The sequence below is a fragment of the Ramlibacter sp. G4-7 genome, from assembly GCF_057784995.1.
Window position 1 is genome coordinate 138,213 of sequence record NZ_JBYNTT010000007.1, and the last position, 13,906, is coordinate 152,118.

Here is a 13,906-nt window from a genome sequence, read left to right on the forward strand (position 1 = left end):
GTATCCGCCATGTTGCGTCGTGCCATCCTCGCGCTGCCCGCGCTGCTCCTTGCCGCGGCCGCGCAATCCGCCCCGGTCGTCGGCCAGCCGGCGCCCGCCTTCACGCTGCAGGACGCGAATGGCCGCGCCGTGCAGCTCGCCGACTTCCGCGGCAAGTACGTCGTGCTCGAGTGGACCAACCCCGGCTGCCCCTACGTGCGAAAACACTACGACAGCGGCAACATGGCGGCCACGCAGCAGGACGCGCTGGCACGCGGCGCCGTCTGGCTGTCGATCAATTCGACCGAAAAGGCGAGCTTCGACTGGCTCGAGCCCGCGAAGCTGGTGGCGTGGCAGAAGGACCGCAAGGTGCAACCCACGGCCACGCTGCTGGACGAGGAAGGCACGGTCGGCCGCGCGTACGGCGCGCGCACCACGCCGCACATGTACATCGTCGATCCGCAGGGGCGGCTGGTCTACGCGGGCGGCATCGACAGCATCCCCTCCAGCAGCAAGGACGACATCGCCCGGGCGGTGAACTACGTGAAGCAAGGCCTGTCGGAGGCGACGGCGGGCAAGCCGATCAGCGCCGCCACGACCCGGGCGTACGGCTGCTCGATCAAGTACAAGTCCTAGCAGGTGCGCGCAGCGGGACGCGAAGGCTCCCGCGCGGGCGGGCATCCACCCCTTCCCCGGCCCGCGCCAGTCCTTACACTGGCGCGATGAGCACGATCCACGAACTGCGCCGCATCCTGGGCAGCTGCCGCACGATCGCGGTGGTGGGCCTGTCGCCGCAATGGCACCGCCCCAGCTTCTTCGCGGCCAAGTACATGCAGGAGCATGGCTACCGCATCGTGCCGATCAATCCGTCCGCTCCCGAGATCCTGGGCCAGCGCAGCTATCCCAGCGTGACCGCGGCAGTCGAGGCCGGGATCGCCGTCGACATGGTCGATTGCTTCCGCAAGAGCGCCGACATCCCGCCGCTGGCCGACGAGGCGATCGCCGCCGGCGCGAAGTGCCTGTGGCTGCAGATCGGCGTGGTGAACGAGGCGGCAGCGGCCAAGGCGCGCGCCGCCGGGCTGGACGTGGTGATGGACCGCTGCGTGAAGATCGAGCACGCGCGCCTGTTCGGCGGCCTGAACTGGGCGGGCGTGAACACCCGGGTCATCTCGGCGCGCCGTCCCCAGCAACTTTTCTACTGATCGCCATGAGCCAGGACCACGACGACGACGCCGGCAGGAAACAGCAAGCGGGCGCCGACCGCGAGTACGCCTTCGGCACCCGCGCCATCCACGCCGGCGCCATCCCCGACCCGGTCACCGGCGCGCGCGCCACGCCCATCCACCAGACGACCAGCTTCGTGTTCGACTCCGCCGAGCACGCCGCGAGCCTGTTCAACCTGCAGACCTTCGGCAACGTCTACAGCCGCATCAGCAATCCGACGGTGGCGGTGCTGGAGGAGCGGGTCGCGTCGCTGGAAGGCGGCCGCGCGGCGCTCGCCTGCGCCACCGGCATGGCGGCGCAGATGACGGCCATCCTGACCATCCTCAAGGCGGGCGACCACATCGTCGCCGCCTCGACGCTCTATGGCGGCACCGTAGGGCAGCTCGGGACCGGCTTCGGCCGCCTCGGCATCGAGACGACCTTCGTCGATCCGCAGGACCCGGAGAACTTCCGCCGCGCGATCCGGCCGAACACGCGCGCGGTCTACGGCGAGACCCTGGGCAATCCGCTGGTCAACGTGTTCGACATCGAGGCGGTCGCGCGCATCGCGCACGACCATGGGCTGCCGCTCATCGTGGACAACACGGTGCCAAGCCCCTACCTGTGCAACCCCTTCGACTTCGGCGCCGACATCATCGTGCACAGCGCCACCAAGTACCTGGGCGGGCACGGCACCACCATGGCCGGCGTGCTGGTGGAGTCGGGCAAGTTCGACTGGGGCAGCGGCCTGGCGGCGCAGAAGTTTCCCGAGATGCTGCAGCCCAGCCGCGCCTACCACGGCGTGAAGTTCTACGAGACCTTCGGCGACTTCGGCTACACGATGAAGGCGCGCATGGAGGTGAACCGCACCTTCGGCGCCGCGCTGTCGCCGCTGAACGCGTGGCTGATCCTGCAAGGCATCGAGACGCTGCACCTGCGCATGCAGGCGCACTGCCGCAATGCGCAGCGCGTCGCGGAGTTCCTGGCGGACCATCCGCTGGTGGGCTGGGTGAACTATCCGGGACTGGAGAGCTCGCCGCACCATGCGCTGGCGAAAAAACAGTTCCGCGCGATCGACGGCCGGCCGGGCGCTTCGGGCATCCTCACCTTCGGCATCCGCGCCGACGACCCGGCCCGGGCCGGCGAACGCTTCATCGACGCCTGCGAGTTCATGAGCCACCTGGCGAACATCGGCGATGCCAAGACGCTGGTGATCCATCCGGCGTCGACCACCCACCGGCAACTGGACGAAGAGGAACTCGCCCGCGCCGGGGTCCGGCCGGACATGATCCGGCTCTCGGTCGGGATCGAGGACGTGGAAGACATCCTCTGGGACGTCGACCAGGCCTTGCGCAAGGCGCTCGCGTGAACCCCGGGGCCGGGGGCTACGACTTTTCCAGCCAGACGAAGAGGCCCGGGATGGGCTGGCGCTGCTCCTCGCGCACGGGACGGCGCTCCATCTCCTGCACGCGGAAGCCATGTTGCTGCGCCAGCCGGCGGATGCCGGCTTCGGAGTGGGCGTAGCGCAGGCTGCCGCGCAGCACCACGTCCGCGCCGGTGTTTTCTTCCACGGTGAAGGCGAAGATCCCGCCGGCCGCCATGCGCGCGGCGAGCAGCCGGAACACCTCGTCGAGCGCCCCGACGTAGATGAACACGTCGGCGGCGACGACCGCGTCCAGGCTGCCGGCGCCGGAAGCGAGGTATTCCACCGCATCGATTTGCTGGAGCTCGTCGTACACACCCAAGGCCCGGGCCTTCTCCAGCATCAGCGGGGAGAGGTCCACGCCGGACAGGCGCGCCGCCAGCGGCCGCAGCAGCGGACCGCACAAGCCCGTGCCGCAGCCCAGGTCCAGGGCATGGGCGAAGCGGCGCCCGGTGTCGGCGAGCCGCTGCACGAGCACCCGCGGCGCGTCGTAGCGCAGCGTCACGAGGTGCGTGTCGAAGCTCTCGGCGTAGCCGTCGAACAGGCCTTGCACGTACTGGCGCGGAGGCCGCGCGGGCGCCGGACCGCCTTCCAGGCCGGCGAGGTAGTAGTTCAGCAGTTCCGCGTCGCCGCCGCGCGCCAGCGCCTCGCGGTACGAGGCGGCGGCGTCCTGTGCCCGGCCCACCTCCCGCAGCACGTTGCCGCGGAACATCCAGACGGCGCCAGGCTGCGGGCCGGTGGCCAGGGCGCGGTCGAACATCGCGAGCGCCTCCTGCATCTGGCCGAGTTCGGCCAGCGCCGTCGCGCAATAGGCCAGCGCCTCCCCATTGCCGGGCTCCTGCGCCAGGGCCTCCTGCAGCAAGGGCAGCGCGTCGGCCGGCCGGTGCAGCCGCAAGCGCACGGCGCCCAGGTTGGTCAGGACCGAAGGCCTGCCGGGTGCCAGCGCCAGCGCGGCGTCGAACCGGCGCTCCGCCTGTTGCAGCCGTCCCGCCTCGTAATGCGCAACGCCCTCCATGAAGAGCGTGCGTGCCTGTTCCAGGGTCTTGTCCATGTCGGGTCGGGATCATAGGCCCTGCGACAATCGCGGGATGACCTTCGCGCCGCTCGCCAACGACACCTTCCTGCGCGCCTGCCTGCGGCAAGCCACCGCATACACCCCCGTGTGGCTGATGCGGCAGGCGGGCCGTTACCTGCCGGAGTACAAGGCGACCCGCGCGCGCGCCGGCAGCTTCATGGGCCTGGCCACCAACGTGCAGTATGCGACCGAGGTGACGCTGCAGCCGCTGGACCGCTTCGCGCTGGACGCGGCGATCCTGTTCTCCGACATCCTCACCGTGCCCGACGCCATGGGCCTGGGCCTGAGCTTCGCGGAAGGCGAAGGCCCGAAGCTCGCCCGGCCGCTGCGCGACGAAGCCTCCGTGGCCGCGCTGCAGGTGCCGGACCTGGACAAGCTGCGCTACGTGTTCGACGCGGTCACTTCCATCCGGCGCGCACTCAACGGCCGGGTCCCCCTGATCGGCTTTTCCGGCAGCCCGTGGACGCTGGCCTGCTACATGGTCGAAGGCGGCGGCTCCGCCGACGACTGGCGCGGGGTGAAGAGCATGCTGTACAGCCGCCCCGACCTGATGCACCGCATCCTCGCGGTCAACGCCGAGGCCGTGGCCGGGTACCTCAATGCCCAGATCGCCGCGGGAGCGCAGGCGGTGATGGTCTTCGACAGCTGGGGCGGCGCCCTGGCCGACGGCGCCTTCCAGCAGTTCAGCCTGCGCTACACGCAGCAGGTGCTGGCCAGGCTGGACCGCAGCCGCGACGGCGCCGTCATCCCCCGCATCGTCTTCACCAAGGGCGGTGGCCTGTGGTTGCAGGAAATGGAGAAACTGGACTGCGAAGTCCTGGGCGTGGACTGGACCGTCAACCTCGGCCGCGCACGCGCGCTGGTCGGCGGCAGCAAGGCCCTGCAAGGCAACATGGATCCGGCGGCTCTCTTCGCTGCGCCCGAACAGGTCGCGAGGGAGGCGTGCCGCGTGCTGGACGACTTCGGCGCGCCGCACCAGGGCGCGGGCACCGGGCCGACGCACATCTTCAACCTCGGGCACGGCATCAGCCAGCACACGCCGCCCGATCGCGTCCAGGCGCTGGTGGAGGCGGTCCACGCGCATTCGGCCCGCGTGCGCGCTGCCACGACAGCGTGAACTTCGTGCATCAGGGAGTTCCCTAGCTGACAGGAAGCACGAAGCACCGCAGCACGCGCCTTGACTTATGCACAAAAACTGTGTTGCGGCGCAGCCAAGCCGCCCTGCGGGCAGATGCGCTGCTTCCAATTCGCTAGCGCGCGTAAGTCCTTGATTTTGTTGGACTCCGCGGTGCAGCAAAATTACGCACCGGCCACCCAAGCCCTTGATTTTCCGGGCGGTTCGGGCGGCCCGGGCGGCTGGTATCAACAAAGTTATCCACAGCACGGCGACCCCAGCGGCAAAGTTCATTGGAATCAAGCACTTACCCCGGACTTCGCGAGCTCGTCTTAAGCATGGGACCTAAGACAGGGTGTCGATGAGCGAGATCGCACACGTCATCGTGGCCGCCCCCGCGCACAGCGCGCTGGTGGAGCCACTGAGCTACCGCAGTGAGCTTCCACTCACGCCCGGCACCTTGCTGCGCGTGCCGCTGGGGCGGCGGGAAGTGTGCGGCGTCGCCTGGGATCCGCCAGCCGACGATGCGCATGGGCCCGCACCCGGGCAGCTCAAGTCGGTGCTCGGACCGCTGGAGGGGCTGCCGCCGCTGTCGGCCGCGTGGCGCGAGCTCGTCGGGTTCGCGGCCAGCTACTACCAGCGCAGCCTGGGCGAGGTCGCGCTGGCGGCCTTGCCGCCGCAACTGCGCGCGCTGGATGCCGCGCAACTCGCCCGGCGCCTGGCGCGCAGCCCGAAAGCGGCGGCCAAGATCCAGCCGGACCCGCTGCCGCCGCTCACGGCCGACCAGCAGCAGGCGCTGGAGGCGGTGGCGCGGGAGCCCGGCCCCTTCCTGCTGTTCGGGGCCACCGGCAGCGGCAAGACCGAGGTCTACCTGCGCGCGGTGGCTTCGTTGCTGGAAAGCGACCCGTCGGCGCAAGCGCTGGTGCTGGTGCCCGAGATCAACCTCACGCCGCAGCTGCAATCCCGCTTCGAGCAGCGCTTCGGCGCCGACGCGGTGGTGGCCCTGCACAGCGGCATGACGAACCCGCAGCGCCTGCGCAGCTGGATCGCGGCGCACCTGGGACGCGCCCGGATCGTGCTCGGCACCCGCATGGCCATCTTCGCCTCGCTGCCCCGCCTGGGGCTGATCGTGGTCGACGAGGAGCACGACCCGAGCTACAAGCAGCAGGAAGGCGCGCGCTACTCCGCCCGCGACCTGGCGGTCTACCGCGGCCGGCTGGAAGGCGCCAAGGTGATCCTCGGCTCCGCGACCCCCTCGCTGGAGAGCTGGCAGGCCTGCGACCGCGGCCGCTACCGCTGCCTGGAGATGCCTACGCGCGTGGGCGAGGGCACGCTGCCGGCGGTGCGCATCGTCAACATGAACCACCAGCCGCGCGCGACCCTGTTCTCCCCGCCCCTGCTGGCCGCGATCGCGCAGCGCATCGGCCGCGGCGAGCAGTCGCTGGTCTTCCTGAACCGCCGCGGCTACGCGCCCGTCCTCGCCTGCACGGCGTGCGACTGGCGCAGCGAATGCAGCCACTGCAGCGCCTTCCGCGTCTTCCACAAGATCGACCGCACGCTGCGCTGCCACCATTGCGGCTACACCGAGCGGGTGCCGCGCGCCTGCCCCAAGTGCGGCAACGTGGACATCCAGCCCCTGGGCCGCGGCACGGAGATGCTGGAGGAGCAGCTGGCCCAGCTGCTCGCCGACACGCGCCGGCCCGACGGCGAGCCCGTGCGCATCGCGCGCATGGATGCGGACAGCACGCGGCTGAAGGGGGCGCTGCAGGAGCAGCTTGCGCAGGTGCACGCGGGCGAGGTGGACGTGCTGGTGGGCACCCAGATGGTCACCAAGGGCCACGACTTTCGCCGCATCACCCTGGTGGCAGCGGTGAACCCCGACGCGGCACTGTTTTCCAGCGACTTCCGCGCGCCGGAGCGCCTGTTCAGCCTGTTGATGCAGGCGGCCGGCCGCGCCGGGCGCGATGCCGCGCACGCCGCCGCCAGCGAGATGTGGGTGCAGACCTGGAACCCGGAGCACCCGCTGTTCGTCGCCCTGAAGCGCCACGACTTTCCCGCCTTCGCCGGGCAGCAGTTGAAGGAGCGCCAGCAGGCGGCCATGCCGCCTTTCGCTTTCCAGGCCCTGCTGCGCGCCGAAGCGCGCACGCAGGAGGTCGCGCAGGCGTTCCTGCAGGCGGCGGCCGATGCGAGCGAAGGCCTGGACGGCAGCGACCGCGTGGTGGTCTACGCCCCGGTGCCGATGACGGTGCAGCGCGTCGCGAACGTCGAGCGGGCGCAACTGCTGCTGGAAAGCGGCTCGCGGCCGGCGCTGCAGGCCTTCCTGGCCGCCTGGCAGCCGGTGCTGCACGGGCTGCGGATCAAGGGGCTGATCCGGTGGGCGGTGGATGTGGATCCGTTGGCGATCTGAGGGAGTGGGGGCCGTGCAAGCCCCGCGTCACTCCCCCTTCAACTGCAACGCCAGCTGATAGAGCTCGTTGCGCGACCCACCCGTGATCTCCGCCGCCAGCTTCACCGCTGTCTTCACGGGCAATTCCGCCAGCAGCAGCTTCAGCACCCGCTGGCCCTGCGCGTCGTCCCGTTCCAGCGGCTGCGGATGCAGGACCAGCGCGAACTCGCCGCGGCTGCGCTGGGGGGACGCCTGCATCCAGGCCGGCAGCTCCGCGCAGGCAAGCGATGCGATCTCCTCGAACTGCTTGGTGAGCTCGCGGCCCACGGTGATCCCGCGCGGCCCCAGGCTGGCCAGGGTGTCCGCCAGCGCTCCCATGCGGTGCGGCGCTTCGAGCAGCACCACCGCGCGCGGCTCCGTCCGCAGCGCTTCGACCGCCTGCTGGCGCTCCCCGCCCTTGGCGGGCAGGAAGCCGAAGAACACGAAAGCGCTGTCTTCCTGCTGCGCCGGCACCGCCGACAGCAGGGTGGTCACGCTGCTGGGTCCCGGCAGCGGCACGACCGGCAGGCCGGCCGCGCGCACGGCCGCCACCAGGCGGGCGCCCGGGTCGCTGACGCCCGGCGTGCCCGCATCGCTGGCATAGGCCACGCGCTGGCCCTGCTGCAGCCGCGCCAGCACCAGCTGCGCCGCTTCGGCCTCGTTGTGCCTGTGCACGCTGAGCCACGCACTCTTGTCGATGCCATACGCGCGCAGCAAGGCCTGCGTGTGACGGGTGTCTTCGCAGGCCACCGCGTCCACCAATTGCAGGACGTGCAGGGCCCGCAGGCTGATGTCCGCCAGGTTCCCGATGGGGGTGGCGACGATATAAAGGGCGGCCGGCGGATAGTGCTGCGCACCGGCCGCGTCACGCGCGGCCGCCAGTGCGGCGGCGAAGGAAGCGCTCAAGGGGACTCCTGCGATGACGACCAAGCAGCAAGGCGATGCGGCGGAGGACCGGGCGCTGGCGCACCTGCTCGCGCGCGGCCTGCGGCTGGTCGCGCGCAATTATCGGACGCCGGGGCGCGGCGGCGGCGAGATCGACCTGATCCTGCGCGACCCCGACGGTACGCTGGTGTTCGTGGAGGTGCGCCAGCGCGCCCACCACGCCTTCGGCGGCGCCGCGGCCAGCGTGGGCTGGCAGAAGCGGCGGCGCATCGTGTTCGCGGCGCGCCACTACCTCATGCGCCTGCCGGAACCGCCGCCCTGCCGCTTCGACGTCATCAGCATGGAAGGCGGCAGCATCCAGTGGATGCGTGCCGCCTTCGATGCTGGCTGAGGCCGGCCCGCAGGTCCAACCCCAGCAGAACGCGCCTGCTTAGTTGCGGTCGCGCTTCGGAGCCATCACGGGAGCCGGCTCGGCGGGCGCCGGAGCCGCGCCCATGGACTGGCGCTCTTCGACGATCGGGGCCGGGGCCTGCGCAACCTGGGCAGGCTGCTCCACCACCGCCACTTCGCGCACCGTGGTGATCTGGGCGGTCTGGACCTGGTCGATCAGGCCGGGAACGCCGGTCTCACCCATGGAGGTCAGGTGCGAGCTTTGCTGGCCGGCACCCAGGGCGGGGTTGGACACGAACGGGTTCGGGGGAACACCCTGGGCCAGGGCAACACCGATCACGGCGACAGCGGAAGCACCGGCAACCAGACCGGCAATTTTTTTCAGAACAGCCATTGCAACTTCTCCTAGAACTTGATTTGTGGAACTCAGAACCTGCGAGCCGAATTGGTTGGCCAGCAACGCAAGATTAGTGAGCCCCAGCGGCGGCGAAGTCAGTTCCGCGCGTGAGCTCGTGTCGGGTCGCGTCCGCCGCCGCGTCGGCCATTCCTTCCCGCACCCGTGCGATGAGGACTACACCTGCCGCGTCACGCGAAACAACGGGACAAAACGGGTAACCGCGTGTTCACACGGGGCTCATGTCCCAGACATTTTTCACGCGCAGGCACAGCGTTATCATGGAGGCAACATGCTCGAGCAACGCATACAGCAGAACTTCATCGAGAGCGCGGACCTGAAGTACCAGGCGGCGCAGGTCCTGAGCAAGCCCATCGCGCAGGCGGTGCAGGCGGTGCTCGCGTGTGTCACGAGCGGCGGCAAGGTGCTGGCCTGCGGCAATGGCGGCTCGGCGGCCGACGCCCAGCACTTCTCGGCGGAGTTCGTCGGACGTTTCGAACGCGAGCGCCCCGAGCTGGGCGCGATCGCGCTGACCACGGACAGCTCCATCCTCACGGCGATCGCCAACGACTACGACTACAACCGCATCTTCTCCAAGCAGGTGCGCGCGCTGGGCCAGGCGGGCGACGTGCTGCTGGCGCTCTCCACCAGCGGCAATTCCGCCAACGTGCTCGCGGCCATCGAGGCTGCGCACGAACGCGAGATGACCGTCGTCGCACTCACCGGGCGCGGCGGCGGCAAGATGACGGGCGTGCTGCGCGAAACCGACGTGCACATCTGCGTGCCGCACGAGCGCACCGCGCGCATCCAGGAAGTCCACATCCTCGCACTGCACTGCATCTGCGACGGCGTGGACGCGCAACTGCTAGGCGACCAGGACACCCCCGCATGAACCGCAAGACCTTCTCCTTCCCCACAGCCTCGCTCGCCGCTGCGCTGCTGGCCACCAGCCTGGCCGGCTGCGCGCCGCTGATGATCGGCGCGGCTGCCGGGGGCGCTGCGATCCTGATGAACGACCGGCGCAGCTCCGGCGCGCAGATCGACGACGAGACGATCGAGATGCGCGCGGCCTCGCGCCTGACGGAGGCGCTCGGCGACCGCGCCCACGTGAACGTGTCCAGCTACAACCGCCAGGTCCTGCTCACGGGCGAGGTCCCCAGCGAGGCGGCCAAGCAGCAAGCCGAGCAGATCGTCTCGCGCGTGGACACGGTGCGCGGCGTGGTCAACGAGCTGGCCGTCATGCCCGCGAGCTCGCTTACGCAGCGCTCCAACGACACCTTCATCACGGGCAAGGTGCGCGCCTCCTTCGTCGATGCGTCCGACCTGCAGGCGCAGGCCTTCCGCGTCGTCACCGAGCGCAGCACCGTGTACCTGATGGGGCGGGTCTCGCCGCGCGAGGCGGAGCGCGGCACCAACATCGCGCGCCAGATCCCCGGCGTGCAGCGCGTCGTGCGCATCTTCGAGGTGATGTCGCCCGAAGAACTGCGGCAGGCCGGCGTGTCGGTGCCGGGCGGCAACGCGGCGCCCGCCACGGTGGCGCCGGCGGCTCCGGCTGCGGCACCCGCCCCGACCGGCGAGGCTCCCCCGGCCGGTGGCGGGGCGGTGGCGACGCCGGTGCGCTGAACGCATCCCGCGCAGGTAGGACCCAAAGAAGAAAAAAGCCCCGCGCCGCGGGGCTTTTTCGTGCAGGCACTGGTCGCCCCCTGCGCGGGCAGGACCGGGAAGCGGGGCTGACGGGAGGCGCGAACGCCCTTACCGCAGCCGCTTGACGAGGCTGGAGGTGTCCCAGCGGTTCCCGCCCATGGCCTGGATGTCGGCGTAGAACTGGTCGACCAGCGCGGTCACCGGCACCCGGGCGCCATTGCGCCTGGCCTCGTCCAGCACGAGGCCCAGGTCCTTGCGCATCCAGTCCACGGCGAAGCCGAAGTCGAACTTGTCGGCGATCATGGTCTTGCCGCGGTTGTCCATCTGCCAGCTCTGGGCCGCGCCCTTGCCGATCACCTCCAGGACCTGCTCCATGTCGAGCCCCGCCTTCAGGCCGAAGGCGATCGCCTCGGACAGGCCCTGCACGAGGCCGGCGATGGCAACCTGGTTCACCATCTTGGTCAGCTGCCCGGCGCCGCTCGCTCCGAGCAGCGTGAAGGCGCGCGCAAAGCACATCGCGATGGGGCGCACCGCATCGAAGGCCGCCTGCTCGCCGCCGCACATCACGGTCAACATGCCGTTCTGCGCGCCCGCCTGGCCGCCGGAGACGGGCGCATCGACGAACTGCAGGCCGCGCCTGCCGGCTTCGGCCGCCAGCTCGCGCGCCACGTTCGCCGAGGCGGTGGTGTGGTCCACGAACACGGCGCCTGCCTTCATGCCGCCGAAGGCGCCCTGCTCGCCCAGCACGACGGAACGCAGGTCGTCGTCGTTGCCGACGCAGCAGAACACGAAGTCGCAATCCGCCACCGCCTCGCGCGGCGTGGGCGCGGCCGCGCCGGTGAACTCCTGGCACCAGGCCAGGCGCTTGTCGGCGCTGCGGTTGTAGACGGTGACGCGATGCCCGGCCAGCGCAAGGTGGCCCGCCATCGGAAAACCCATCACGCCCAGGCCGAGGAAGGCGACCTTGCGCGCGGGAACGGATTCGTATGTCTTGGGGTTGATACTGGGCATCCGCGCGACTTTAGCAGCGCACGCGAAAGGCATTCACCCCACAGGCGCGGAGGAGGCAGAGCAAGCGCAGGGCAAGGGAGCCAAGGATCCCTGCGGTCCTCCGCGCCCCCTGTGCCCCTGCCGTGCCGGGATCTAGACGATCGCCAGGTGCTCCGTGCCCGCGGCCAGGTCCTGCGTCTTGGCGCGTTGGCTGTTCAGCTTGATCTGCAGGCGCAGGTCGTTGACGGAGTCGGCGTTGCGAAGCGCGTCCTCGTAGCTGATGACGTTGTTCTCGTACAGGTCGAACAGCGCCTGGTCGAAGGTCTGCATGCCCAGGTTGCGGCTCTTCTTCATGATCTCCTTGATCTCGGAGACTTCGCCCTTGAAGATCAGGTCGGAGATCAGCGGGGAGTTCAGCATGATCTCCACCGCCGCCGCGCGCCCCTTGCCGTCCTGCTTGGGCACCAGGCGCTGCGAGACGAAGGCCTTCAGGTTCAGCGACAGGTCCATCAGCAGCTGCGGCCGGCGCTCTTCCGGGAAGAAGTTGATCACGCGGTCCAGCGCCTGGTTGGCGCTGTTGGCGTGCAGCGTCGCCATGCACAGGTGGCCCGTTTCGGCAAAGGCGATGGCGTGCTCCATCGTCTCGCGGTCGCGGATTTCGCCCATCAGGATCACGTCCGGCGCCTGGCGCAGCGTGTTCTTCAGCGCCGCCTCCCAGCTGTCGGTGTCCAGCCCCACCTCGCGCTGCGTCACCACGCAGTTCTTGTGCGGGTGCACGAATTCGACCGGGTCCTCGATCGTGATGATGTGGCCGTAGCTCTGCTCGTTGCGCCAGTCGATCATGGCCGCGAGCGTCGTCGACTTGCCCGAGCCGGTGGCGCCCACCAGCACGCACAGGCCGCGCTTGGACATCACCACTTCCTTGAGCACCTGCGGCACGCCCAGGCCGTCGATGGTCGGCAGCGTCTGCGGGATCACCCGCAGCACCATGCCCACCTTGGCCTGCTGCACGAAGGCATTCACGCGGAAGCGGCCGACGCCGGGCGGCGAGATCGCGAAGTTGCACTCCTTGGTGCGCTCGAACTCCGCCGCCTGCTTGTCGCTCATGATCGACCGCGCCAACGCCAGCGTGTGGGCGCCATTGAGCGGCTGCGGCGAGACCTTGGTGACCTTGCCGTCCACCTTGATGGCGGGCGGGAAATCGGCCGTGATGAAGAGGTCCGAGCCGTTGCGCCCGACCATCAGCTTCAGCAGGTCGTTGATGAATTTCGATGCCTGATCGCGTTCCATGGTGCCCGCTCCTTATCCTGGGAAGTTCTCGGGGATCTTGGCTTTCCCGCGAGCTTCCGCCGGGCTGATCACGTTGCGGCGAACGAGTTCGGTGAGGTTCTGGTCCAGCGTCTGCATGCCCGCGCTGTTGCCGGTCTGGATGGAGGAATACATCTGCGCCACCTTCGCCTCGCGGATCAGGTTGCGGATCGCGGGGGTGCCGATCATGATCTCGTGGGCCGCCACCCGGCCGTTGCCGTCCTTGGTCTTGCACAGCGTCTGCGACACCACGGCCTGCAGCGATTCCGACAGCATCGCGCGGACCATTTCCTTTTCCTCGGCGGGGAACACGTCGATGATCCGGTCGATGGTCTTGGCGGCGCTGGAGGTGTGCAGGGTGCCGAACACCAGGTGGCCCGTTTCCGCCGCGGTCATCGCCAGCCGGATGGTTTCCAGGTCGCGCATTTCGCCCACCAGGATGCAGTCCGGGTCTTCCCGCAGCGCCGAGCGCAGCGCGTTGGAGAAGGACAGCGTCATCGGGCCCACTTCACGCTGGTTCACCAGGCACTTCTTGGACTCGTGCACGAATTCGATCGGATCCTCCACCGTCAGGATGTGGCCGTACTCGGTTTCGTTCAGGTGGTTGATCATCGCGGCAAGCGTCGTGGACTTGCCCGAGCCCGTGGGGCCCGTCACCAGCACCATGCCGCGCGGCTTGAGCGCCAGGTCCTGGAAGATCTTGGGCGCGTTCAGCTGTTCCAGCGTGAGGATCTTGGAAGGGATGGTCCGGAACACGGCGCCGGCGCCGCGGTTCTGGTTGAAGGCGTTGACGCGAAAGCGCGCCAGCCCCTCGATCTCGAAGGAGAAGTCGCACTCCAGGAACTCTTCGTAGGCCTTGCGCTGGGTGTCGTTCATGATGTCGTACACCATGGCATGCACCTGCTTGTGGTCCATGGGGTCGACGTTGATGCGGCGCACGTCGCCGTGCACGCGGATCATGGGCGGCAGGCCCGCCGAGAGGTGCAGGTCCGACGCCTTGTTCTTGACGCTGAATGCCAGCAGCTGGGTAATATCCACGAATCCCCTCTTCCTTGTGATCCGTCCCAGGCAGCGCG

The 13,906-nt window shown here is 69.5% G+C and carries 14 protein-coding genes; 8 read left to right on the forward strand and 6 right to left on the reverse strand.

Annotated elements, in window-relative coordinates; all coding sequences use genetic code 11:
- Nucleotides 1-9: 9 nt before the first annotated feature.
- From AC3EGR_RS11660 to AC3EGR_RS11670, 3 genes are all read left to right on the forward strand, one after another.
- Nucleotides 10-615, forward strand: coding sequence for a thioredoxin family protein (locus AC3EGR_RS11660; RefSeq protein ID WP_488546638.1), 606 nt, complete (start codon nt 10-12; stop codon nt 613-615).
- 86 nt (nt 616-701) lie between these two features.
- Nucleotides 702-1,181, forward strand: coding sequence for a CoA-binding protein (locus AC3EGR_RS11665; protein WP_488546639.1), 480 nt, complete (start codon nt 702-704; stop codon nt 1,179-1,181).
- Between the two features lie 5 nt (nt 1,182-1,186).
- Entirely contained in the window at nt 1,187-2,551 is a 1,365-nt protein-coding gene (locus tag AC3EGR_RS11670) for an O-acetylhomoserine aminocarboxypropyltransferase/cysteine synthase family protein (RefSeq protein ID WP_488546640.1), read from the forward strand.
- Between the two features lie 16 nt (nt 2,552-2,567).
- On the opposite strand, the gene AC3EGR_RS11675 is transcribed toward AC3EGR_RS11670, so the two are convergent.
- On the reverse strand, nt 2,568-3,656 hold the full coding sequence (locus AC3EGR_RS11675) for a tetratricopeptide repeat protein (protein ID WP_488546641.1): 1,089 nt from the start codon (nt 3,654-3,656) through the stop codon (nt 2,568-2,570).
- Between the two features lie 37 nt (nt 3,657-3,693).
- Here AC3EGR_RS11675 and hemE point away from each other — a divergent pair, with 37 nt between their 5' ends.
- Together hemE and AC3EGR_RS11685 are read left to right on the forward strand one after the other, a co-directional pair.
- Nucleotides 3,694-4,797 (forward strand): uroporphyrinogen decarboxylase, encoded by a 1,104-nt coding sequence (gene hemE / locus AC3EGR_RS11680; RefSeq protein WP_488546642.1) that lies wholly within the window; start codon nt 3,694-3,696, stop codon nt 4,795-4,797.
- 358 nt (nt 4,798-5,155) lie between these two features.
- Nucleotides 5,156-7,201 carry a primosomal protein N' gene (locus tag AC3EGR_RS11685; RefSeq protein WP_488546643.1) on the forward strand — a complete coding sequence of 682 codons (2,046 nt, stop codon included), beginning with the start codon at nt 5,156-5,158 and terminating at the stop codon, nt 7,199-7,201.
- Between the two features lie 27 nt (nt 7,202-7,228).
- On the opposite strand, the gene rsmI is transcribed toward AC3EGR_RS11685, so the two are convergent.
- Entirely contained in the window at nt 7,229-8,125 is an 897-nt protein-coding gene (rsmI, locus tag AC3EGR_RS11690; protein ID WP_488546644.1) for a 16S rRNA (cytidine(1402)-2'-O)-methyltransferase, read from the reverse strand.
- Nucleotides 8,126-8,138: 13 nt separating this feature from the next.
- Between rsmI and AC3EGR_RS11695 the strand changes: the two genes are divergently transcribed.
- A complete protein-coding gene (locus AC3EGR_RS11695) occupies nt 8,139-8,495 on the forward strand; it encodes a YraN family protein (RefSeq protein ID WP_488546645.1) in 357 nt (118 codons plus the stop codon).
- Nucleotides 8,496-8,534: 39 nt separating this feature from the next.
- Here the strand turns inward: AC3EGR_RS11695 and AC3EGR_RS11700 are convergent, their stop codons facing one another.
- A complete protein-coding gene (locus AC3EGR_RS11700) occupies nt 8,535-8,888 on the reverse strand; it encodes a hypothetical protein (RefSeq protein WP_488546646.1) in 354 nt (117 codons plus the stop codon).
- Nucleotides 8,889-9,180: 292 nt separating this feature from the next.
- On the opposite strand from AC3EGR_RS11700, the gene AC3EGR_RS11705 reads away from it, so the two are divergent.
- Entirely contained in the window at nt 9,181-9,780 is a 600-nt protein-coding gene (locus tag AC3EGR_RS11705) for a phosphoheptose isomerase (protein ID WP_488546647.1), read from the forward strand.
- Entirely contained in the window at nt 9,777-10,511 is a 735-nt protein-coding gene (locus AC3EGR_RS11710) for a BON domain-containing protein (protein WP_488546648.1), read from the forward strand. Before AC3EGR_RS11705 ends, AC3EGR_RS11710 begins: the two co-directional genes overlap by 4 nt.
- A 129-nt stretch (nt 10,512-10,640) precedes the next feature.
- Here AC3EGR_RS11710 and AC3EGR_RS11715 read toward each other — a convergent pair whose 3' ends face one another.
- The 3 genes from AC3EGR_RS11715 to AC3EGR_RS11725 all read right to left on the reverse strand — a co-directional run bounded on the left by AC3EGR_RS11715 (nt 10,641) and on the right by AC3EGR_RS11725 (nt 13,868).
- The gene (locus tag AC3EGR_RS11715; protein WP_488546649.1) at nt 10,641-11,543 is read right to left on the reverse strand and encodes an NAD(P)-dependent oxidoreductase; all 903 of its coding nucleotides are present in this window, start codon (nt 11,541-11,543) and stop codon (nt 10,641-10,643) included.
- Nucleotides 11,544-11,675: 132 nt separating this feature from the next.
- Nucleotides 11,676-12,812 (reverse strand): PilT/PilU family type 4a pilus ATPase, encoded by a 1,137-nt coding sequence (locus tag AC3EGR_RS11720; protein ID WP_488546650.1) that lies wholly within the window; start codon nt 12,810-12,812, stop codon nt 11,676-11,678.
- A gap of 12 nt (nt 12,813-12,824) precedes the next feature.
- Nucleotides 12,825-13,868, reverse strand: coding sequence for a type IV pilus twitching motility protein PilT (locus AC3EGR_RS11725; protein ID WP_488546651.1), 1,044 nt, complete (start codon nt 13,866-13,868; stop codon nt 12,825-12,827).
- Nucleotides 13,869-13,906: the final 38 nt, after the last annotated feature.